Source organism: Mesorhizobium sp. M0276 (genome assembly GCF_040321755.1).
Taxonomy (GTDB): Bacteria; Pseudomonadota; Alphaproteobacteria; order Rhizobiales; family Rhizobiaceae; genus Mesorhizobium.
In genome coordinates, this window is sequence record NZ_JAMYSC010000008.1 from 126,839 (window position 1) to 148,964 (window position 22,126).

At 61.1% G+C, this 22,126-nt stretch carries 16 protein-coding genes and 2 pseudogenes; 13 read left to right on the forward strand and 5 right to left on the reverse strand.

Annotated elements, in window-relative coordinates:
• On the reverse strand, nt 1–1,170 hold the full coding sequence (gene tssA, locus NKJ01_RS08830) for a type VI secretion system protein TssA (protein ID WP_352727485.1): 1,170 nt from the start codon (nt 1,168–1,170) through the stop codon (nt 1–3).
• Nucleotides 1,171–1,501: 331 nt separating this feature from the next.
• Here tssA and tssH point away from each other — a divergent pair, with 331 nt between their 5' ends.
• The 3 genes from tssH to NKJ01_RS08845 all read left to right on the forward strand — a co-directional run bounded on the left by tssH (nt 1,502) and on the right by NKJ01_RS08845 (nt 5,671).
• Entirely contained in the window at nt 1,502–4,285 is a 2,784-nt protein-coding gene (gene tssH, locus NKJ01_RS08835; protein ID WP_352727486.1) for a type VI secretion system ATPase TssH, read from the forward strand.
• A 792-nt stretch (nt 4,286–5,077) separates the two neighbouring features.
• On the forward strand, nt 5,078–5,293 hold the full coding sequence (locus NKJ01_RS08840; protein WP_023758840.1) for a hypothetical protein: 216 nt from the start codon (nt 5,078–5,080) through the stop codon (nt 5,291–5,293).
• A 105-nt stretch (nt 5,294–5,398) separates the two neighbouring features.
• The gene (locus tag NKJ01_RS08845) at nt 5,399–5,671 is read left to right on the forward strand and encodes a hypothetical protein (RefSeq protein ID WP_352727487.1); all 273 of its coding nucleotides are present in this window, start codon (nt 5,399–5,401) and stop codon (nt 5,669–5,671) included.
• Between the two features lie 160 nt (nt 5,672–5,831).
• Here the strand turns inward: NKJ01_RS08845 and NKJ01_RS08850 are convergent.
• Nucleotides 5,832–6,896 (reverse strand): annotated as a pseudogene (locus tag NKJ01_RS08850) (sensor histidine kinase).
• Between the two features lie 209 nt (nt 6,897–7,105).
• On the opposite strand from NKJ01_RS08850, the gene NKJ01_RS08855 reads away from it, so the two are divergent.
• Complete coding sequence (locus NKJ01_RS08855) at nt 7,106–9,109, forward strand: AI-2E family transporter (RefSeq protein ID WP_352727488.1); 2,004 nt, start codon at nt 7,106–7,108, stop codon at nt 9,107–9,109.
• A 182-nt stretch (nt 9,110–9,291) separates the two neighbouring features.
• A pseudogene (locus NKJ01_RS08860) lies at nt 9,292–9,660 on the forward strand (oxidoreductase); the annotation flags it as partial.
• Nucleotides 9,661–9,719: 59 nt separating this feature from the next.
• Here the strand turns inward: NKJ01_RS08860 and NKJ01_RS08865 are convergent.
• Together NKJ01_RS08865 and NKJ01_RS08870 are read right to left on the reverse strand one after the other, a co-directional pair.
• Nucleotides 9,720–9,902 carry a hypothetical protein gene (locus tag NKJ01_RS08865; protein WP_352727489.1) on the reverse strand — a complete coding sequence of 61 codons (183 nt, stop codon included), beginning with the start codon at nt 9,900–9,902 and terminating at the stop codon, nt 9,720–9,722.
• A gap of 65 nt (nt 9,903–9,967) precedes the next feature.
• Nucleotides 9,968–10,162: a hypothetical protein gene (locus NKJ01_RS08870; protein ID WP_352727490.1), complete on the reverse strand. Its 195-nt coding sequence runs from the start codon at nt 10,160–10,162 to the stop codon at nt 9,968–9,970.
• 455 nt (nt 10,163–10,617) lie between these two features.
• On the opposite strand from NKJ01_RS08870, the gene NKJ01_RS08875 reads away from it, so the two are divergent.
• The 8 genes from NKJ01_RS08875 to NKJ01_RS08910 all read left to right on the forward strand — a co-directional run bounded on the left by NKJ01_RS08875 (nt 10,618) and on the right by NKJ01_RS08910 (nt 21,329).
• Nucleotides 10,618–11,667, forward strand: coding sequence for an HlyD family secretion protein (locus tag NKJ01_RS08875; RefSeq protein ID WP_352727515.1), 1,050 nt, complete (start codon nt 10,618–10,620; stop codon nt 11,665–11,667).
• 23 nt (nt 11,668–11,690) lie between these two features.
• The gene (locus NKJ01_RS08880; RefSeq protein ID WP_352727491.1) at nt 11,691–13,277 is read left to right on the forward strand and encodes an MFS transporter; all 1,587 of its coding nucleotides are present in this window, start codon (nt 11,691–11,693) and stop codon (nt 13,275–13,277) included.
• A 308-nt stretch (nt 13,278–13,585) separates the two neighbouring features.
• Complete coding sequence (locus NKJ01_RS08885) at nt 13,586–16,981, forward strand: PAS domain-containing protein (RefSeq protein WP_352727492.1); 3,396 nt, start codon at nt 13,586–13,588, stop codon at nt 16,979–16,981.
• A gap of 349 nt (nt 16,982–17,330) precedes the next feature.
• The gene (locus tag NKJ01_RS08890) at nt 17,331–17,972 is read left to right on the forward strand and encodes a response regulator transcription factor (RefSeq protein ID WP_352727493.1); all 642 of its coding nucleotides are present in this window, start codon (nt 17,331–17,333) and stop codon (nt 17,970–17,972) included.
• A gap of 2 nt (nt 17,973–17,974) precedes the next feature.
• Nucleotides 17,975–18,352 (forward strand): response regulator, encoded by a 378-nt coding sequence (locus tag NKJ01_RS08895; protein ID WP_031260092.1) that lies wholly within the window; start codon nt 17,975–17,977, stop codon nt 18,350–18,352.
• 2 nt (nt 18,353–18,354) lie between these two features.
• A complete protein-coding gene (locus NKJ01_RS08900) occupies nt 18,355–19,047 on the forward strand; it encodes a response regulator transcription factor (RefSeq protein ID WP_352727516.1) in 693 nt (230 codons plus the stop codon).
• Nucleotides 19,048–19,443: 396 nt separating this feature from the next.
• On the forward strand, nt 19,444–20,436 hold the full coding sequence (locus NKJ01_RS08905) for an alpha/beta fold hydrolase (RefSeq protein WP_502905867.1): 993 nt from the start codon (nt 19,444–19,446) through the stop codon (nt 20,434–20,436).
• 143 nt (nt 20,437–20,579) lie between these two features.
• Complete coding sequence (locus NKJ01_RS08910; protein ID WP_352485994.1) at nt 20,580–21,329, forward strand: glucose 1-dehydrogenase; 750 nt, start codon at nt 20,580–20,582, stop codon at nt 21,327–21,329.
• A gap of 295 nt (nt 21,330–21,624) precedes the next feature.
• Here the strand turns inward: NKJ01_RS08910 and NKJ01_RS08915 are convergent, their stop codons facing one another.
• The gene (locus NKJ01_RS08915) at nt 21,625–21,888 is read right to left on the reverse strand and encodes a DUF680 domain-containing protein (RefSeq protein WP_352485993.1); all 264 of its coding nucleotides are present in this window, start codon (nt 21,886–21,888) and stop codon (nt 21,625–21,627) included.
• Nucleotides 21,889–22,126 lie beyond the last annotated feature (238 nt).

The following is a 22,126-nucleotide window of genomic DNA, read 5'->3' on the forward strand; positions in this document are numbered from 1 at the left end:
TTACCTTTCATCCTTCTGAGCCGTCTTCTTGGCATCGGGAACGCCGGCAAGCAGCCTGAATTCCTTCAGCCCAGACGGGGCGAGATCTTCCATCAGTTCAACGAAATCCATATGCACCATCCGGCGTACGCGCCGAGCCAGGTGCGGAATCGGGCTCGACGGTTCGGTGCGGTCGTAGAAGGCGACGACGAGGTCGAGGCATTTCACCACGTCGTCGCGCGAGGAGATCCGGTCGGGAAGCCCCGTGCTCGGCTCCGCGTAGCTTGCCATACTTGCCATCGCATCGGCTCCATGACCGTTTCGAGCAGGCGTTGCCGGTTCCGCCGGCATCGGCGTGGCCGCGCCATTCGTCACCGCGCCGGCTGCCGAATTCCGTTCGAGTGTCGTCAGCAAACGCTGCAGGAACCGTTTTAAGTCCGGAACGGGAGCGCCGCCGCCGCCGAGACGAGCGTTGAGCGCGGCCTCGACCGCATCGAGTGCCGCGATCGTTGCCCGGGCGTCAGCGATGAGCTGGAGCATCTCCGCATTGGCCTGATCAATCTGGGCCGCACATCCGGCACGCACCCGATTCAGGAGTTGTGCGTGCGCACTAATCAGCGCGGCCTTCTCCGCCGCATTCAACCCCGAGGCGGCCTCCTGGAGCATGACACGGTCGTCGAGCGCACCCTTTTCCAGATCCTTGCCCTGAATCGGGCCGATCGCGCGCGGCGCGAAGAACGTCATTTGCCGCAGGTTCGCCAACAACCCGTCCTGACCATTCTGCAGGTCGAGCAGCGCATTGATACGGCGCAGGGCGGCATCGCGTGGCGAAGCGTTGGGCCGCAGTGCCGGATGCATGGTTTCCCAATGCTGATCGAAAGTCTGCGCAATGAGAGTCAGACCTTGCGCCAGCCCGGCCAGCCCTTCTTCATTGGCCAGCGCGCGCGTGACGATGACGAGCAGGCGCAGGTCCCGACCATGCGCGCGCAACTCCTCCGCCTTTGCGAGCACCGCAGGCCAGTCGACCGGAATGGTGCTTTGCGAGGCGGCCTTGTTGTTGCCGTCGTGGACGACTTTGATCTGGGCTTCCGTCAGGCGCTCCAGCTCATGAAAAGCTGGGTCGTTGCGCAAATCTTCCCCGGACGGATTCTCACCGTCGAGCGAAGTAAGCCAGAGTGCGAGATCAATCACACCAACCCCCAGCGAAGGCCCTCAAACCAGATGTGACCCGACGTTATCACACCGCTGCACTTTACCACAATTCAACGACTGCTCAAAAATTAACAGAAGCTAAATGCAACCGCCTCCGAATGCTGACATCCGTAGCATGATTGCCGATCCTGCATGAGAAATGTATCGCGCAAGGGCCCAATTCCGTGATTGTTTGCAGCCGGCGGTGCAGGACGTCCATAAACGCAATAAGCTGGCTGGACCGGTCTTCGAGACCTCGTCCATCACGCACTTTGTCAAGTGGCGGCTTATGTGGCAGGTTATCGGCTGGCAGATTGCAGGAGCACGTTCGATGGAACAGCGCCGGTCGTCGCAGAGCTTTAAGCGTAAGGAACTGGTCGGCAAGCTCAATCCTGTCGGTGTGCGAGCCTTCAAGGCCGCCGCCGACACCGCCAAGCTGCGCGGCAATCCTTACGTCGAACTCGTCCACTTCATCGAGCAACTTGTGCTTTCCGACCGCTCGGATGTGCAGATGATAATCGCCGATGCGGGACTGGATGCGAGCCGGCTCACCGCCGACATGACCCGCGCCGTCGACAAGCTGCCATATGGCGCAACGTCGATCGAGGAATTTTCCGACCATATCTTTCATGCCATCCAGGAAGCCTGGAACCTGGCAACGCTGGAATTCGGCGTCGAGGAAGTCCGTAGCGCACATGTTCTCCTTGCCTGCCTAAAGACGCCGGTGCTGGAAGGCCTGCTGTCGAAGATCAGCGGCGAGTTTGACAAGGTCGACGCCGCCGCGGTCATCCAGCGCTTTGCCGACGTAACTGAAGGGTCGCTCGAAGCCGGGGCTGCGCCGTCCGCTGCCGCCGCCGAGACCCCGCCGAAGCGGGCACTGGGCGGGGATTCGGCGCTGGCGAAATACGCCACCGACCTGACCCAGCGCGCCCGTGACGGCAAGATCGATCCGGTCGTCGGCCGCGATCCGGAGATCAGGCAGATCGTCGATATCCTGATGCGACGCCGGCAAAACAACCCGATCCTGACCGGCGAGGCCGGGGTCGGCAAGACGGCGGTCGTCGAGGGCTTTGCCTTGCGTATCGCTGAGGGCGACGTGCCGCCCACGCTGCGGAATGTCAGCGTGGGCATGCTCGATGTCGGATTGATGCAGGCGGGTGCAAGCGTAAAGGGTGAGTTCGAAAAACGGCTGAAGGCAGTCATCGATGAGGTCCAATCATCCGAAACGCCGGTCATCCTGTTTATCGACGAGGCCCACACGCTGATCGGCGCCGGCGGCGCGGCTGGAACTGGCGACGCGGCCAATCTCCTGAAACCGGCGCTGGCGCGCGGTGAGCTCCGCACGATCGCGGCAACGACCTGGGCCGAATACAAGCAGCACATCGAAAAAGACCCTGCGCTGACCCGCCGTTTCCAGGTAGTAAAGATCGACGAGCCGTCGGAGGCGGTGGCCGTTCTCATGTTGCGCGGGGTGGCCGGCGTTCTGGAGCAGCACCACAAGGTGCAGATACTCGACGAGGCGATCGAGGCGGCGGTCGGCCTGTCGCATCGCTACATCCCGGCACGGCAACTGCCGGACAAAGCGGTAAGCCTTCTCGATACCGCTTGCGCGCGTGTCGCCATATCGCAGCACGCCACGCCGGCCGAGGTCGAAGATATCACGCGCCGCCGGCAGGCGCTGGAGGTCGAGCGCGGCATCATCGGTCGCGAGGCCGCGATCGGCATCGAGGTGACTGAGCGGCAGGCACGGGTCGACAACGGGCTTGCCGAAAACGAAGTCAAGCTGGCCGCCGCGCAGCAACGTTGGGATCGCGAAAAGGCACTTGTTGCCGAAATTCTCGAATTGCGCGCCAGGTTGCGCGGCGAAGGCGTACCGCTCGATGCGGTAGAGACACCGCAGACGAATGTCGAAACGGCAGGCGCCAACGCAGTCGAAGCTCAGCTGCCCAAGACCGAAACGCCTGAGACGAAAACAGGCCGGGTTGACGTGGAGACACCGGCGACTGCCGCTGCCCCTTCATCCGATCCGGCCGCCGATCTCGCCCGGTTGCGCGAACTGATGACTGAACTGGCCGAGGCGCAAGGCGAGACTCCGCTGATCCTGCCATCGGTCGACCGCAACGCCGTGGCCGCCGTGGTCCAGGACTGGACGGGCATTCCGACCGGACGGATGCTGTCGAGCCAGACCGAGAAGGCGCTTAAGCTCGCCGCCACTCTGTCCGAGCGCGTGGTCGGGCAGGATCACGCCATGGAGATGATCGCCAAGCGCGTGCAGACCAGCCGCGCCGGGCTCGGCGCGCCGGAAAAGCCAGTCGGCGTGTTCCTGCTTTGCGGCCCCTCGGGTGTAGGCAAGACCGAAACCGCATTGGCGCTGGCCGAAACACTCTATGGTGGTGAGCAGAACCTGATCTCGATCAACATGTCCGAGTTCCAGGAGGCACATACGGTCTCTACCTTGAAGGGCGCTCCGCCCGGATATGTTGGCTACGGCAAGGGCGGCATCCTGACCGAGGCGGTTCGCCGCAAACCTTATTCGGTGATCCTGCTCGACGAGGTGGAGAAGGCGCATCCCGACGTGCACGAAATCTTCTTCCAGGTTTTCGACAAGGGGATGATGGACGACAGCGAGGGCCGCCGGATCGACTTCAAGAACACGCTGATCCTGCTCACCTCCAATGTCGGCTCGGAGGTCATCATGGACCGCACCAAAAATGGCACGCTGCGGGCCGGGCTCGAAGATCTGGACACCGCGTTGCGCAGCCCGTTGCTGAAGGTCTTCCCGGCGGCCTTCCTCGGCCGGGTGGTGACCATTCCTTATTATCCGCTCTCGGATTCGATGATCGAAGCAATCACCCGTCACCAGTTCGGCAAGATCGCACGCCGGCTGCGAGCAACCAACGATGCGGAATTGGTGATCGGCGACGGTGTCATCGATCTGGTCAAGGCCCGCTGCACCGAGATCGAATCCGGCGGCCGGATGATCGATGCCATCCTCACCAACACGCTCCTGCCGGAACTCAGCCGCGGCGTGCTGAACCGCTCGCTCGAGGGCGAAAAGATGACAAAAGTAACCGTCGGCGCCTCCAAGGAGGGCTTCACGTATTCCTTCGAATAGGAATGTTGATGACGATTTGCTTCGGCGTCTCTTGCATAGGCAGGCCGAGCCAGCCGGCTTGACCATCTTTGAAGGCATGGGAGACCTGCCTACCGCTCCATCTCGCGCCAAAGGGCGAGTTTGTGTGGCGTGATTGACCTACTGACGGTACTTTTCGCACCGCAATAGTGATGACGTCGAGACGCTTCAGTGTGCAAAAATTGCCCGATTGGTCCCGATAGTTGGTAAAACCTTGAAACATTTTTTGCGGCGATTTTCCCTTTAAAAACAAAAGACCATGACGAGGAGGCCCTCGAACGGACTTCCCAGATCGCATGGCGCCGCGTGGCCACCTTCATTCACCTGCCGGCGATCACCGCGAGCAATGCTACCCAGCAAATGGTGCCGATCGAACCGGCATTGCTTCAAGCCTCGCTGGAGCTGGACGAGAGACAATCATGAGAACCACAACCCTGATCCATCGCAACGCACGCCCAGTCCGCCGCGAAGGCGCAACGCATCTCTTCGCCGTCGGACAGGCTGTCCGGCTGAAGAGCGGCATCGGCGCGTAAGGGTTAGGAGCTGGTAGGGGCTTTCGAGCACCGGCCAAGCGGACCAAAAATCCGCTGCCAGAACAAGCCAACAGGCTGGCCGCCCGGACTCAAGGTGCGATCGTGGAAGTATCCCGATGGCAAGGCCGCCGGCGCGACCGCAGGCCAGGTGTTCTTTACACGGCCAGGCGAGCCGGGAACATTATTTCCCGCCAATGCGTTTCAAGATCCTGCAAGGGACGATTTGTTTTGGAGGCTGAATATGCGCGGCTTCGAATTGATCGATCTGCTTTACGTGGTTGAGGGTTGCAAGCGCGATCGAGTGGTCGGAAGTTTCGTGTCGATGGCCGAAGGCGTGGAAGAGTTGCGTGTGCTAACCGGCGATTTCGTGTCTCCGGATGATCTGATGGCAAATGCACTCTCAACAGTAGCGCTTGCGCGAGGCTGCTCGGTTTTGTTCGATGAACAGGCAGGCTGAAATCGCTCAAGGCCGCCCCTCCGTCTCGACTGTAATTGCCTCAATTGAGAGATTTCCCGATGATCAGTACCCGCCGTTCTCGAAAACGACCTGAGGAGGCCTATGGTGAAGGGTCGAGACGACGACCACCTCCTGGCGACGATGGTGCCGGCGGCCGTGGTCATAGAACGCGAGCTGGCCGTGGTTGCGATGATGAAGGCATTGACCGTCTTCGTTGATGATCACGTCGTTGCGCTCGTTGTTGAGATATCGGTGATGATGTCGATGGGTGGTAAAAATAACGTCGGCCTGGGCCGTCGAAGCTATCGCGGGCACAGCCAAGCCGAGCGCCAAAGCGCCAAAAATCAAAGCTTTCATGGGGAGTTCTCCAAGGCGTGAATGCCCTACGTCCGGCTAACACATTGGTTCCGGTAGAGTAGGCAAGACAGATGAGACGAGATGAGAAAGTTCCTCCGTTCGATCGACTGCCGGGATCTGCTGCTGGCTCAGGTGCGAAGCGGCATCGGACTGATCCACTGCCCGAAGGTCGTGGGAAGGGCTACGCCCCCTCCGGCATGCGCGACGTGAACGTCGCCCGGGTCACCGATATGCTGGTGCCGTTGGCGTCGATAATGACATCCGCCCGGGCCTCGAGCTGCTTGACCAGTGCCTCCACGATGGCTGTTCCCAGGCCGGCATTTGGCGCGCGGCCAGCTGGCTTGCCGCTACCATTGTCCGAGACCGTCAGTTTCCAGTCGCTGCCATTGGTCTCGTAAGACACCTGGATCAGGGCTGCGGTCTTCTCGCGAGGGAAGGCATATCTGATCGCGTTGAGGACGAGTTCGGTGACGATCAGCCCGAAGCTGACCGCCTTTTGCGAATCGATCCTGCCCGGCTTCCGCGGCGACTTTGACGGCGATTGGCTGTGCATCCCCGACCATCGACGAGGCCAGGCTGCTGCACAGCTTCGGCAGATAGGAGCCGACGTCGATCTCGTCGATGCCCGGCGAGGTGTGGAGATGGCGCTGCACTTCGGCTACCGACATGACCCGCTGGTGGGCATCTTTCAAATGCTGGCGCGTTTCCTCGAAAGTGACCGAGCGGGCCTTCAGCAACAGGATGCTGGCAATAATCTGCAGGCTATTGGCAACCCGATGCTCCATCTCACGTAGCAGCACACCCTTTTGCCGCAATAGGTCTTAGGTGCGGCCGAGGAGTTCTTCCTTTTCGCGCTCGATGACACGCCGCGCCGTTATGTCGTTGAAGGCGAGCAGGATGGTGACGGCCGAATTGTGGTCGTAAAGCACCTTTCGCGCGTTGAGCAGCATCGTGCGCTGGCCGATGTTGGGGAAATCATACTCGACCTCGAAGCCGTCCATGGCGGTCTTCTCAGGGATGATCGTCTCCAGGAGCAGGCGCAGTGCCGGAATATCCCACTGGCCGTCGCCTAACGCAGGGCGCCGTGTGTCTCTTCGGGGTCGACCTTGAAGATCTGATAGAAGGAGCGGCTGGCCGCCAGCACATGAAACTTTTCGTCGAGGACGAGGAACGGTTCGGCAATAGTGTTGACGATGGCCTGCGCCAGCGTCTGCGCGTCCTCGATATTCTCAATGGTGCGGAACAAGCTCAAAGCCGATCTGAAGGCGCCTTCGCCTCCTCTTCGGCCACTTGTTACACACTTGCCACTTCGTGTCGTGAATTGAATCGAACCAGCGCGTCAGGACAACGTGCCAGTCGGACTGTTCGGTCGGAACCTGCAAGCGCGTAAAGCTGCTACGTTGCGCGCCAGCTAAATATGCCCGATCATGGCGCGCGGGCGAGGCTAGGTATTCAATGGCGGCAAATCGTCGAAACGGCATTTACCCATCAGAGCTCGGCTTGGCGGGCATTCTTTCCGCAGCCAACGCCCGTCCGCGCACCTCATTGCCCACCGTCGCCACGATCGTGACAGCGGTTGCGGCGCTGTATTTCGGGCGCGAAGTGTTCCTGCCGATCGCCATTGCGCTGCTTTTGACCTTCGCGCTTGCGCCCGTGGTGTCGGCTCTGAAGCGCGTCGGCATTCCCCGCCTTCCCGCTGTCATCGCCAGTGTGTTCGGTGCCTTCGCGGCACTCGCTCTGTTCTCTTTCATTGCCGCATCGCAGGTTAGCGAACTGGCGCAGAACATCCCGGTCTACCAGACAAACATCCTGACCAAGATCCGGTCGCTCAAGGAAACCGGGGCAGCAGGAGGGATCATTGCCAGATTGAGCCAGGTGATCGAGCGCGTCGGGCAAGAGATCGACCTGCAGGATTCGTCGCCGCCCGCCGCCGACACGCCCAGGCGAGAGCCCGTGCCGGTCGAGATCATCGCGCGAGAACGGCCGCTCGAGTTCCTGCAGAACCTCATCGGCCCGTTGATCAGCCCGCTGGCCTCGGCGGGTCTGATCATCGTTGTCGTCATCTTCATGCTGCTGGAGCGGGAGGATTTGCGCGATCGTTTCATCCGCCTTGTCGGTTATGGCGATCTGCACCGCACCACCCAGGCGCTGCAGGATGCCGGCAAACGCGTCGGCCAGTATCTGCTGATGCAGCTGGTCGTCAACATCGTCTATGCCATACCGATCACCATCGGGCTCTGGATTGTGGGCATCCCCAATGCGTTGCTGTGGGGCCTACTAGCGCTGGCGCTGCGCTTCGTCCCCTATATCGGGCCGGTCATCGGCGCGCTCCTGCCACTGTTGCTGGCGCTGGCGGTAGCGCCCGGCTGGTCGCTGGTGCTGTGGACCGCCGGCCTGTTCGTGGTGATGGAGTTGCTCACCGGCAATGTCGTCGAACCCTGGCTCTATGGCTCGCGCACCGGGCTCTCGCCATTGGCCATCATTGTCGCGGCGATCTTCTGGACCTGGCTGTGGGGGCCGCTCGGCCTGATCTTGTCGACGCCGCTCACCGTCTGTCTGGTCGTGCTGGGCAGGCACGTGCCGCAGTTCGAATTCCTCGACGTACTGTTCGGCAACGAGCCGGTGCTCGAACCGCATGCCCGACTTTACCAGCGACTGCTGGCCGGCGACCCGGAAGAGGCCACCGACCACGCCGAGGAGTTGCTGGAGGAGAAATATCTGGTCGAGTTCTACGACCAGGTCGCCATTCCCGCTTTGTTGCTCGGCGAGCAGGATCGTGTCCGCGGCGTGATGGACGACCAGCAGAGACGGCAGGTGGCGGCCAGCGCGCTGACGCTGGTGGCAAACCTCGACGACAGCGCACACGAAGAAGCGGCCGAAGAGGATGAACCGGCCTCCGCCGGGGACGGCAAGACGGATGCGGGAGAAGAAACAGCCGGGAAGGGCAAGGAAGCCGAGAACGACAACGGACTTCCTGACGGCGTCGGCATATCAGTGCTATGTGGCGGCGGGCGCGGCGAACTCGATGATGCCGCGGCTGCCATGCTGGCGCAGGTGCTCGAAGTCAACGGTGCGACGGTGTCGAAGGCGGGATTCGCCGACATGGAACCGGCGAGCATCCGCCGGCTCGATCTTGCCGCTGTCGATACCGTCGTTGTCGGCTTCCTCAATCGCGATTCCGTCAAGCACGCCCGCTTCCTGGTGCGCCGGCTGAAGCGCGCCAGGCCGGCGCTCAGGGTCGGCATCGCGTTCTGGTCGGAGGCCGGCAACGACGACAGCCAAGCGGCGGCGGCACTGGCCGGCGACATCAATGCCGATTTCGTTGCTCATAGCATCGCCGATGCAGTGCGTGGCGCTCTGTCCAACGCGCCGCCGGTCGCTCTCAAGCTTACAGCCAAGCGTCGCTTGCGCCGGCGGCCGTCGTTGGCGAAGAAGGCGCCGCTGGCGGTTGCAAGCTGAGGCCGCGGTGACAGCGGCGGCAGGGCACGTATCGTGGCGCGGGTCACCGATCCCGGCGAGGGCCAGTGGTCTCGCAAACAGCTGCCCGGCAGCAGAACGGCGAACGAAGAACCGACCTCACAGCCAGTGGCCCAGGCATCTTGTCATCCAGCTCGAACTCGTCAAGGACAGTATGGTAGCAGCCCCAGGCGCAGTTCGACTATATCGTCGATCAACTCGACGCTTTGGGCATCGCCTATATCCATGTCGTCGAGGGCGCCACGGGCGGATCGCGCGATATCGCGCCGTTCGACTTCGGATCGCTCCGCCGGCGTTTCAACAATACCTATATCGCCAATAACGGCTATGACCTCGAACTCGCGGCGTCGCGGCTCGCTGAGGGCAAGGCGGACCTGTTCGCCTTCGGGCGCCCGTTCATCGCCAATCCTGACCTTGTGGAACGGCTGAAGACGCGCACGCCGCTGACGGAGTTCAACTCGGCGACGCTCTATGGCGGCGGCTCCGCCGGGTACACCGACTATCCCGCGATCGCCGCCTCAAGCCGCCCATGAAAGCAGACGATCGGCTTGGGGAGCATGATGTCCGGGTTTGCCAAAGGGACAAAGGGGCATCAAATCAGGCGATTGCTTTCCGCAATTTGGCGCGCCCGCCGCACCGTGCCGTCGGTGTCGGCGGACCTTCGTCTTGACGCTTCGTCGGTTCTGATCGTCAGCCGCTTCGACAGGATTTTTCCGGCTTCGACGATCGGCTTGACAGGTGTGGCAGGCGCGTCCGGGGTTTTCATATTCCTCATGCGTGTTGTCCTTTTAGGAAAGAATGAAAGGGAGAGCGGCTCCCGTACCTCGCTCGGCGGCAAAGTTAAGGTCGCACGATCCAGGCCAGCAACGCCGGATCAAAATCCGAGTTGCCGGTATAGTCGCGGATCAAAAGCGCGGCATATGCCTGCCACTGATCCTCGGGGGTCTGCTTTTCAATGACCGATGTTCTGAAGGCGTCGCGCAGGATATTGCGGTCAAAAGTCGAAATCGCATCGGCCGAATGGTCATTGTCCACGATGCAGCGCCCGTTGAGGGCGGGAGTACGATGGACACTCTCGAGCGCCGGTGCCCAAGTTCTGTGGCCGGCGCCAACGGACTGTACACCCCCGACAGGTGCTTAGCGAATCATTCGGGCGAATTGCTCGGCGGCGCGTCAGCTGAGCGGCCGGCCTGATCCCGCCGCCTACCTGTGCCGAGGTCCAATACGAACTACCGATCGGGCGAGTTGGGATGTTCATTCGTGTGATAGCCGCGAGACCATGAAATCCGCGATCGTTCGGCAGCTCTGCTTGGTGCAGAACCGCAACTCGACGGAGACATTCTCGTGAAAGCCTATCACGCACCGCGGCTTGCAGCCTTGCCGACCATCTCTCTCTCCGGGAGTTACCGCCGCGATGGCGCGTGCGTTGACTTGAGGTCGAGGCGATCATGAGCCGAGCCCGCAAGATCGCACTCGTCATCGTTGCCCTTATGGTGGTTCCACCGGCAGCGATATGGGGCTGGCAATGGTTCACGATGGGCCGATTCGAGGAAGCGACCGACAACGCCTATCTCCGCGGAGACACTACCAATATCGCTCCCAAGCTGGCGGGCTATGTCGTCGAAGTCGATGTGGACGACAATGCCAGCGTTGCAAAGGGGGCTGTTCTCTTTCGCATCGATGACAGCGACTACAAGGCCAAAGTGATCCAGGCGAAGGCTAACGTCGCCGCCCGGCACGCGGATATCGCCAACATCGGGGCGACCCGGAAACTTCAGGACGCGTTGATCGCGCAGGCTGAGGCGCAGAAGCAATCCGCCACCGCTGACCTGCAGTTCGCGCGCGCCAACCTGAACCGCTACGTGACGCTGCAGAAGAACGGGACAGCAAGCGATCAGAAGCTGCAGGATGCACAGGCTGGCCATGACAAGGCACAGGCATCCCTGGACGGCGCAGAAGCCAATCTGTTGGGTCAAAAGCTGAAACTCGACGTTCTCGACGCACAATTGTCCGGCGCGCAAGCAGCCCTGGCGCAGGCGCAGGCAGCGCTCGATCTGGCTATGCTCGACCTGGACAACACAGTCGTGAGAGCTCCGGTCGAAGGGATCGTTGGCAATCGCCAGATCCGTGTCGGCCGCTATGTCACTCCGGGAGCGGCAGCCTTGGACATCGTTCCTGTCAACGACGTCTGGGTCGTCGCCAACTTCAAGGAAACCCAGCTGAAGCAGGTGCAGATCGGTCAACCTGTCCGCGTCAGGGTCGACGGATATCCAGATCTGGAAATCGCTGGTGTTGTCGACAGCTTCGCACCCGGCAGCGGTGCGGCGTTCAGCCTGCTGCCGCCGGACAATGCGACTGGAAACTTCATTCGCGTTGTCCAACGCGTGCCTGTCAAGATCAGGATGAAGCGCAACCCGTTGCCCGGCCGCCTGGTTCCGGGGCTCTCGGCGCGCGTTGCCATCGCCGTTAATGCCCAGGATGCCGCTATTGCGCTGGAAACGCAGCCCCGCGGAACCGCGAACGGACGCTCGCTACAGTGACGCGTCTCGCTGAAGAAGCAGCCATGCAGCATCATCTCGGCGCACCGTTGCGCGCCTCGCTCATGGCGACAGGCATTGTGCTGGCCGCCCTCATGGACGCGGTCGCATCCACTGCTCTGTCCATCGGCCGGATCGACATGCTTGGCGACACCTACGCAACGCCGGACGAACTGGCGATGGCCGACGTTGTTTTCATCGCTGCCAAACTGACGGTTTTTCTTGTCGCGCCGCTTTTTGTCAGGGCAGTCGGGCCGACCGCCTGTTTGCGCGCAGGGATCGTCGCCCTTCTGCTGTCATCCGGGGCAATGACGTTCTCGGTTGACCTCACCTGGATTGACATCTGCCGCGTTGTCCAGGGGATGGGCGGCGGCACAATTCTCGTCGCAGGTCAGACTCTGCTGTTCTTCCGGTTCCCGCACAGAAATCAGCCGGTCGCCCAGGCAATTTTCGCTGTAGGCGCCGTGATGGCTCCGGCGGCCGTTACGCCTGCCCTGGAGGGCTGGCTCGTCGACCATCTCACCTGGGACTGGATATTCCTGAGCAACATTCCCCTCGGCATCGCCTCCCTTGTCCTTCTGGGGACGGACGGCGACCGGACCTACTGGCGGGAAATCAGGCTTCCTGTCCTTCAGATCTTGTTGCTCGGCCTGGGTGCCGCGCTTTTGACCTACGTCCTGCTGCAAGGCAACAGGTTCAACTGGTTCGACGACACGGATATCACCGTGCTTGCCACCATCGGTGTCGTGGCCGTCGGCTTTCTGGCCATTTGGGAAATCGCTTTCCGTTCAGAAGGCTCACTGCTGACTGTTTCGCCACTGGGTAGTCCGGACTTCCGCTTTGGCCTGCTCGTCAGCATCGTCGCGGGCTTTGCTCTTTCGGGCAGCGCCTATCTCATCCCGGCTTTTGCCCTCAATGTCCTCGGTTTTACGGCCACGGGCGCAGGAGTGCTTCTGCTACCCAGTGGGGCTGCACTCGCGCTGGGGCTTCTGTTCGCTGGCTTCGTCATCGAAAAGACCGGAATTCACCCGATTGCGCTTGTCCCGTTTGGTGTTTTGCTCTTCGCCGGAGCCATGTGGCTCCTGTCCGGTTCGACCAGCGCGAGCGGCTCACCGGACCTGAGCCTTCCTTTGTTTCTGCGGGGATTCGGCTTGGGTCTTCTGTTCGTGGCGTTGACGCTGGTTACGCTGCGGGGACTTGCCGCCGATGCGCTGCCGTTCGGCATCGGCCTGTTCTGCTTCGGCAAACAGGTGGGCGGTATGACCGGAACAGCCCTTTTGCAAACGTACATTGATCATCAAAATATCCACAACCGAACCATACTGGCTGCCCACCTCGTGAATGGCGACGCGGCCGTGGACCAGCGCCTGCGGGCCACCGCGAACGTTCTGGTGACAAACGGTATGGACAGTGCCACGGCGACGAAGGCCGCGCTCCCCCTTTTGCAGCGCGCGCTCGAGAGGCAGGTCGCCACGATCTCCTTCGATGAAGCTTTCTTCGCGCTTGTCGTGCTGTTCGCGATCGCTGCCCCCTGTCTCATCCTGGCCAAACAATTCCTCGGCAGCCGAGCCGCTCGGCCGAACCGAACAGGCTTCAAACCCCAGCGCCTCTAGGCCATATACAGTGGAACTTATGTTTGCCGGCAGGGCTCGGGATTTATAGTGCGAGCGGTGTCGACCGGACGAGATAGGCTGGAGGATGCTGGGCATTGCGGGTTCGCCGTGCGGCAGACAAAGCGGCAGCCGACATGACCTGGCCGTATCGTACAGTCTCTGCGCGATGCATGGATTTCCATGAGATGCGGCTGGGGCGCGGCGGGTTTATTATGGGCTGCGAGTTCGTCAGCCCAAATTCCAGCTGCTGAGAGCAAGTGCTATACGGAGAGCCGACAAGGCTTTTGTTTGTCCGTCAGGAGCAGCCGATGACGACAGCATCCACCTCGCCTAGCAAAACCGACTCCGAAGCAACACGCGCGCTGAAGCATGGGTTGGACCAACCCGGATTTGGATCGCAAGGACGAGGTCGACCTCGCGCGGCAAATGAACCAGGCCTGCCTCCCGGCGATCTTGTCAGTGATCTTGAAACGAGCAGTTCGTCTCGGGTCTGGGCGCATCGCCCTCGATCCTTGCATCTGGGACTTTTTATCGCGGCCTACGTCTTGGGCTGCGGATTCGCTCAGTCGCTCGCGATCGTACCTGGAACGGGCATCTCCATTTGGCCTCCGAGCGGGCTTTTCATCGCCACGCTCCTCATTGCCTCCAGGTATAGCTGGCCGTGGTGGATAGTGGCAGCCTGTGTGGCTGAACTGACCAGCAACCTATTGTGGTTCCACACTCCGCTGCCTGCCGCCTTCCTGATCTATGCCGGCAATGCTCTCGAAGCTGTGGCCGGGGCATGGCTCGTGAATCGGGCTTGCAAGCGCCCGCTTCGGCTGGAAACCTTGCAGGAAGTTCTCGCATTCGTCGTATTGGCCGCTGGAATCGCGCCAGTCGCAAGCGCGACGGTGGGAAGTGCAACGCTTGCGTGGTTCGGCATTCAGTCACAGAGCTTCGCCGCGGCCTGGCCTCTATGGTGGATCGGCGACGCAACCGGGGTCCTGATCGTGGCGCCGCTGGCGCTGGTCGTGTTCCAGAACTGGCGCGGCAAGGCCCGGCTTTCGGCCGCCCGATGGATCGAAGCTGGCGTCCTGGCGCTGATCTTTCTCGGCGTTGCCGCCCTCTCCTTGAGCGGTTACTTGCCCTTCGCCTACATCATTATGCCGCCTCTTCTTTGGGCCGCGGTGCGCTTTGAGTTCAGAGGCGCCGCAGTCGCCTTGATCCTGCTTGCGCTGATCACGGCGGTATTCACGGTATCCGGCGCCAGCCAATTTGCCGGCGACCCCGTTTCCCAAAAGCACAACCAGATCATGCTGCAGCTTTTTCTGGTCATTTCGGCGTTCTCGGCTCTGATCGTGGCCGCCATTTCGCGGCAGCACCAGCAGGCGGTGCTCACATTGCACGAAAGCGTCGAGGCATTGAGGCGGAGCGAACAGCAACTCCAGCAGATGATTGACGCCGTGCCGGTCCGCATCTGGAGCGCCATGCCGACGGGCGGGCCGGCCTACTTCAATAAGCGGTACCAGGACCATTTCCGTTCCGTCATCGCGAACTTCGAAGATCTGGGCGAGCCGCGCATCGATGAGTTGCTGCAGAAGCTGATCCATCCCGAAGATGCTCCCGGGGTGCAGTGCACGCTATTGAATAGCTTCGAGACCGGCGATGGCTCCACCATGCGGTTTCGCTGGCTTGAAAAGGATGGCTCTTATCGCTGGGCGGAGTGCAGGGTGGAGCCCCGACGTGATGAAAACGGCGCCGTTGTGCAATGGTACGGCGTTTCTCTCGATGTCGACGATGAGGTGCGCGCGCAGGAGGCATTGCGCGAAAGTGAGCGACGCCTTCAGCAACTCATCGACACGGTGCCCGCCTTGATCTGGAGTACGACACGGGAAGGAACGCCATCCTATGTCAACAAGCAGTTCACGGACGTTACCGGGGCCACTCTTAGCGACATCATCGCCCCGGACGGCTCGCCGTCACTCAGTGTGATCCATCCAGACGACATCGATACGGCACGGCAAGCGATCCGCCATTCATTCGCAACGGGCGTGCCTTACGTGCAGAGATATCGCCAACGGCGCGCCAACGGCGGCTATCGCTGGACCGAGACTCGCGCGGAGGCGCTCCGCGACGAAGATGGCCATATTCTGCAATGGTACGGTGTGAGCGTCGACATCCACGACCTGGTGACCACCCAGGCTGCGTTGCACAACCGAGAGCAGGCGCTCTCGCAACTCGTCAACATGGTTCCGAGCTACCTCTGGCGGCTGTCTTCGAACGGCGAGCCGACCTTCTTCAACAGGCGCCTGATCGATTTTCTCGGCCTCGACATAACGGACGCGGAGATGCCGGACACGAACCGGCTGGCGGCCTTCATAGCCACCGTCGTTCATCCCGACGATGCGCCCAGCCTGCGGGAAGCACTCAACAGTTGCTTCGCCACTGGCGAGCGCTTTTTCATGAAGTATCGCCTGCGTCGCGCCGATGGCGTCTACCGCTGGATGGAGGGCCGGGCGGAGCCGCTGAGGGATGAGAGCGGACGCATTGTCCAGTGGTACGGCCTTACGCACGACATCGACGATCAGCTACGGGTCGAGGAAGCGCTGCGCGAGAGAGAGCGCGCGCTTTGGCAACTCGTTGAAACGCTGCCGGCAATGATCGATTGTGCCGCGCCGGATGGCGAGCCGATGTACCGCAGCCAGCAGCTCCGCGAATTTCTCGGCTACAACCTCGAAGAACTGGACGAAGCGGGAAAATCGCGGCTGGCCGGCACACTCGAAGCGGGTGTTCATCCCGACGACTTGGCAGGTGTCAAGGAGAGATATGCCCATTCCTTGACCACAGGCGAGCCTTATGCGCGAAGGCACCGTCTGCGGCGCTTCGATGGCGAATATCGCTGGGTCGAGACGCGAGCCGCCGCGATGCGCAACACCGAAGGCGCTATCGTGCAGTGGAACGTTATCTGCCTGGACATCGAAAACGAGGTGCGTGCACAAGAGCAGCTGCGACTGGCGCAAGAGAGACTTGCACGTGCCAGCCAGGCGGCGAGCCTTGCCGAACTCTCCGCATCCATCGCTCATGAGGTGAACCAGCCGCTGGCCGCGATCGTTGCCAACTCCAATGCATGCCACCGTTGGTTATCCGCCGAGCCCCCCAATCTCGACCGCGCGAAGATCACAGCCGAGCGCATTATCCGGGACGCCAACTCGGCGGCAGATGTCGTCAGCCGCATCCGCGCCTTGTTCAGGCCGTCCCTTGAACTGAGAACCAGCACGCCGATCCCCAGTGTCATTGACGAAGCGCGTGACCTCATGGCCGAGGAAGCCATACGGTGTCGCGTTCGCATGGATATCGACGTCGAACGCAACCTCCCGCTGGTCGCGTTCGATCGCGTCCAGATCCAACAGGTGCTGGTCAATCTTATTCGCAACGGCGTCGAGGCTATGCACGCCATTGCCGGTGACAAGGTTCTTGGGATGCGAGTGCGCCGGACAGGGGACATAATCCAGATTGAAGTCAGCGACTCCGGCCCGGGAGTCGAACATCCCGACAAGATATTCGACCCGTTCTTCACGACAAAAGGGCAAGGAATGGGCATGGGACTCGCGATCTCCCGTTCGATCATCGAGTCTCACGGCGGACGCTTATGGGCGGAGAACCGCGTTCCGCATGGGGCGAGGTTCGTCTTCACGCTTCCGGTTGAGGCGGAGGCTGCACCATGATCGGGCGACCGCAATAGTTTTTGGTCATACGCGGAACGCATCCGAGACGAGGGCACTGACGCGCGGGAGCGCTTGGTTTTCATTCCGGTTCTCCAAAACGGGTGTGTCGGTCAGTCCGATGGAAATCCATGCATGGATTTCCATGAGATGCGAATGGCGTGTAGCGGGACTAGTATAGCGCCATGAGCATCCGCCCAAATCCAGCCACTGATAGAAGGTGCTATGCAGAGCACCGACAATCTCGAGCCTTTGTTGGTCCATCGGGAGCAACCGATGGCGGTGCTTCTCAAACAGCGGTTCGCCCTTTCGCTCTCGGCATTCTCGCGTCCGTCGGTGCGAAAGTCGCGTCATGACTACGGACGAGCAAATTGTCTTCATCGTGGATGACGATCAACGCATCCGCGAGGCGCTCAGCGAACTGCTGGTTTCGCACGGCATGCGCGCCATAGCCTTCGGGTCGGCCGGTGAGTATATCAATGCAGACAAGCCGGATTTGCCTGCCTGTCTCATCCTCGATGTCGAGTTGCCAGATATCAACGGCCTCGATCTGCAGAGGGAGATCGCGGTGGGCGGTCATCCGCCGATCGTTTTCATAACAGGACATGGCGATATCCCATCCTCGGTGCGTGCGATCAAGCACGGCGCCGTGGATTTCCTGACCAAGCCGTTCAGCGATGCGGACCTCATGACCGCAATCCATGCGGCGATTGCCCAGGATCGGGAACAGAGGTCGCAGCGCGCCGGACTTAGCGTGTTGAAGCAACGTTACCTCGAGTTGACGCCGCGCGAGCGCGAGGTGCTGCCGCTGGTGGTGAGTGGTCTGCTCAACAAGCAGGCCGCCGCTGAACTGGGAATCAGCGAAGTTACGCTGGAAATTCACAGAAGGAATGTGATGCAGAAAATGGGCGCCGCGTCGCTTGCCGACCTCGTCCGCATGGCGGAGCGATTGGAAATACCGATCACGCACTCGCGCCGATCGGGAGGGGGCTGAACGTGAGCAAGCGAAGGCCCGTCGTGGCGGTGGTTGACGACGATCCGAGGCTGCTTGAGTCGCTGGAGGATCTTCTGGAGTCCGCCGGCTATATAGCCCGCAGCTTCTCGTCGGCGGGATCGCTGGTCGTCAGTGGGTTGTCGGACGTGGACGTGCTCATCACCGACATCGGGATGCCCGGCATGGACGGCTTTGAGCTGCGTGACCTGGTCAAGAGGGCGCGTCCGAACCTTCCGGTATTCCTGATTACCGGCCGGCACGAGCTAGCGGATCAGTACCGCGCCAAAGGTGTTAGCGGGTTTTTCCGCAAGCCCTTCGATGGCCAGGCCCTGCTTGTGGCGGTGGGTGACGCTTTACGCAACCAAGAAACCGAGGGATGATCATGACAGTTGACCAGCCGCTCCAGCGGAGATCGCTATCGTCGGCGCCGCAGCGCAGGAGTGAAGCGGAGCAGCCGCTCGTCATTATTGTCGACGACGATGCGTCTGTCCGCGAGGCGCTATCGGAATTGATCCTGTCGGCGGGTTTCGAGCCAGTTTGCTTTGCCTCGACCCGCGAGTTGATCGACGCCGACATTTTGGACAGCCCCGGCTGCTTGATCCTCGACGTGCGCATGCCAGGATCGAGCGGCCTCGATCTGCAGCAGCATCTTGCGAAAAACGGCAACCCCAAACCCATCATCTTCCTGACCGGACATGGCGACATCCCGATGACCGTCCAGGCGATGAAGGCCGGCGCCGTGGATTTTCTCACTAAACCGGTGCGGGACCAGACGCTGCTTGACGCCGTCATCGCGGGTATTGCGATGGATGCCAAGCGGCGGGCGGATGCCGTGATCGTCAAGCGCAACATCGAGCGCGTTGAAACGCTGACGCCACGCGAGCGTGAGGTTCTGCATGAAGTGGCGCGCGGACGCCTCAACAAACAGATCGCCTTTGACCTCGGTATTAGCGAAGTGACGGTCAAGCTGCATCGCGGCAATGTCATGCGCAAGATGGAAGCCGCTTCCATCGGCGAGCTGATCCGGGCATGGGAGACACTGCCCGCGCCGATGCGACAGGCCTACGCGACATAGATCTCTGCCGCAACCTTCCTGCAAGTATGATGCAGGGACAGCCGATTGATCGCGGATTTGCGCGAGTCCACCACCTACATTTATCCAGCGATGACGCTTGGCGACTGCTGCGTCAAATCGGTGCCGCGCAGGCTTGGGGGCAGCGTCGCACTTTTGGAAGCTAGACCAGGTCACTCCGCCGAGCCTCGTCTCAGCGTATCTCTCCTACACCTTGGCATCGCATGACAGACCCTTCCGTAGAATAGGTTTGCGGGCCGGATAAGCGCAATCTTCCTCGCAAGCCATCACGATCGTCGAGTGTCGCCCGCCCCTTCGCTCGCCCTCCCCGAAAGCGACCATGCAGGTCGGATCGATGATCGTGATGGTGAGCCAGTTGTTGAAGGCCAAGCATCAGGGATGGACACAGTGAGCAGGGATGGACTTTTCACGATTGGCGCATCCCGCCGTGACGTCTTGGTGGGCGGATTGATCCTCGCCGCTACCGCCGGACTGCCGGTCGCTTCGCAATCTGCCGCGGGCCGAAAGCCAAACGCCGCCATCCACCCAAAAGACAAAGGAACCAGGACTATGAGCAAAATCACGACCAAGGACGGCACCGAAATCTACTACAAGGACTGGGGCAGGGGGCCGGTTGTAACCTTCTCGCATGGCTGGCCGCTGAATTCGGACGCCTGGGACGGGCAGATGCTCTTTCTTGCCCATAGCGGCTTTCGTGTGGTTGCGCATGACCGGCGCGGCCACGGCCGCTCCAGCCAGGCTTCGTCCGGCAACGACATGAACGGCTATGCCGACGATCTCGCAGCGGTGATCGATGCGCTTGATCTGCGGGACGTCACCCTGGTCGGACATTCCACCGGAGGAGGCGAGGTCGCTCGCTATATCGGACGGCACGGGACGAAGCGGGTGTCCAAGGCTGTGCTCATCGCTGCCGTCCCGCCGATCATGGTGAAGACGCCGGCCAATCCGGAGGGCCTGCCGATTGGTGTGTTCGATGGAATACGGGCTGGCCTCCTCAAGGATCGCTCACAGCACTACCTGGACCTCGCACCGTCGTTTTATGGTGCAAACAGGCCAGGCGCCAAGGTCTCCCAGGGGATTCTGGATCAGTTCTGGCTCTGGAGCATGCAGGTCGGTCTCGTGAATGCATATGAATGCGTCAAAGCGTTCTCCGAAACCGATTTCACCGAGGACCTCAAGAAGTTCGATATACCGACGCTGATCCTGCATGGCGAGGACGACCAGATCGTCCCGGTCAAGGATTCGTCAGTCAAGTCGGCGCGGCTGATCAGGGGTGCAAAGGAAATATATTACCCCGGTGCGCCCCACGGGATTACGGCCACGCACCAGGATCAGGTCAATGCCGACCTGCTCGCCTTTATCAAAGGATAGCTTCGCGCGATCACGACCAGGCGTTGTTGCGGGCAGCTGCGGCCGTTCGAGTTCTGGAGAGCTCCGGCCGCAGCCTGCACGCCGCTGCTGCACTCGCCTGCGTCCAGCAGGCCAGTGCCAATATTCCGGAGGCAAGGAACGACATGGGCACACTGTCAGGTAAAATCGCTGTGGTCACCGGCGGAAACAGTGGAATCGGACTATCGGCTGCAAAAATCTTTGCTGACGAGGGAGCGCAAGTGGTCATCACCGGCCGCCGGCAGCAGGCGGTCGAGGAGGCGATCGCACAGATCGGGGCAGGCGCGCTGGGGATTCAAGGAGATGTGGCCGATGTGGCGCACCATGACCACGTAGCGCAGCAGATCCGCCAAAGGTTCGGGGCGCTCGACATCTATATGGCGAACGCCGGCTTAAACACCATCACACACTCGGCCGAAGTCTCCGAGGCAGAATATGACGCGCAGTTTGCCGTCAATACGCGCGGCGTCTTCTTCGGTGTCCAGAAGCTGATCCCGATCATGCGGAACGGCGGCGCAATCATCCTCACGGGGTCGCTGGCCAGCGAGAAAGTCCTGGACGGCCATGCTGTCTATGCTGGCTCGAAGGCGGCGATTAATGCGTTCGCGCGCAGCTGGGCGATCGAACTGAAGTTTCGTTGCATCCGAGTCAACGTGCTCAGCCCAGGTCCGGTGGATACGGCTATTCTCGAAAAGCTAGGCTTACCGTTTGAACAGCGGGGGCCGTTCGAAAAGGCGATGGCGGAAGCAATACCCCTGGGTCGTATGGGACAGCCGGAAGAGCTGGCAAAGGCCGCCCTGTTCCTTGCCTCGGACGCGAGCAGCTTTGTCACGGGTATCAACCTGCGGGTTGACGGCGGAATGGCGTTGCTCTGAGTCGCGCTTGCTCCGCTGTCTGCCGTCGCCACGCCCTTATTCCACGATCTCACCCACCGGGTGCGCATCCGAACGCTAAGACCGGCAGTGACGTCGACCGCGTCGCGCGGTGGGCACCCGATCGAAGGCGAGAACATTCGTCGTGGTAGTACAAATCGAGCCGATAGAAGCCGTCACGGACGCTACAGAGGGATCGGCTGGCAAGAGAGGTCGGTTCACCTCTCAAGGAAGTAACTCAGATGCCGCCGAAGGACCGAGGTTGCGCCCCGGCCCTTTAATTTTGTGTCCGTCAGGATCAGTGACCCCAGATGCCTTGGCCATGTTCGTCGTTGGAAACGGGCTTGCGAACGGTTTTCGGCATGCCGGTATCTTTGTTCATTTTTCTGGTCGAGGAGGTATACGTGTTGTCAGACGCAGTTGCAGGTTGCTGGGCTCCGTTTGATCCATAGTGGTCGCTTCCGGCAATTGCGTTTCCTGCTGCAACAACAAGAGCGGCGGCAGCAAGAGCTGTCATTTTCATCTTGGTAACTCCATCTTTATCTTGGTAGTCTTCACCCATCCAGATATAAAGCCTCGCTTCCGCAAGACGATCAGACGATCCGGCTGTGTGACCCATACGTTGGCATTGGGCGATGCAAGCCGAAGGGCAGGGACAATGTCGTTGACGGGAGCGCAGTGCGCTGAACATTCGTCGGAGCGAAGTGGTGTTTGGAAGCAGCCACTTGCATGGATCTTTATTGGCCGCCGCCCCGGCAACATTCCAGCGCTGCCGGCCATCCGCTGAAGCATGCCACCGG

Coding starts and splice junctions, on each gene's coding strand:
- tssH (WP_352727486.1), top strand. CDS start 1,502: ATGGAACAGCGCCGGTCGTCGCAGAGCTTTAAGCGTAAGGAACTGGTC.
- NKJ01_RS08840 (WP_023758840.1), top strand. CDS start 5,078: ATGCGCGGCTTCGAATTGATCGATCTGCTTTACGTGGTTGAGGGTTGC.
- NKJ01_RS08855 (WP_352727488.1), top strand. CDS start 7,106: ATGGCGGCAAATCGTCGAAACGGCATTTACCCATCAGAGCTCGGCTTG.
- NKJ01_RS08865 (WP_352727489.1), bottom strand. CDS start 9,902: ATGAGGAATATGAAAACCCCGGACGCGCCTGCCACACCTGTCAAGCCG.
- NKJ01_RS08875 (WP_352727515.1), top strand. CDS start 10,618: ATGGTGGTTCCACCGGCAGCGATATGGGGCTGGCAATGGTTCACGATG.
- NKJ01_RS08880 (WP_352727491.1), top strand. CDS start 11,691: ATGCAGCATCATCTCGGCGCACCGTTGCGCGCCTCGCTCATGGCGACA.
- NKJ01_RS08885 (WP_352727492.1), top strand. CDS start 13,586: ATGACGACAGCATCCACCTCGCCTAGCAAAACCGACTCCGAAGCAACA.
- NKJ01_RS08890 (WP_352727493.1), top strand. CDS start 17,331: ATGACTACGGACGAGCAAATTGTCTTCATCGTGGATGACGATCAACGC.
- NKJ01_RS08900 (WP_352727516.1), top strand. CDS start 18,355: ATGACAGTTGACCAGCCGCTCCAGCGGAGATCGCTATCGTCGGCGCCG.
- NKJ01_RS08905 (WP_502905867.1), top strand. CDS start 19,444: ATGGACACAGTGAGCAGGGATGGACTTTTCACGATTGGCGCATCCCGC.
- NKJ01_RS08910 (WP_352485994.1), top strand. CDS start 20,580: ATGGGCACACTGTCAGGTAAAATCGCTGTGGTCACCGGCGGAAACAGT.
- NKJ01_RS08915 (WP_352485993.1), bottom strand. CDS start 21,888: ATGGGTGAAGACTACCAAGATAAAGATGGAGTTACCAAGATGAAAATG.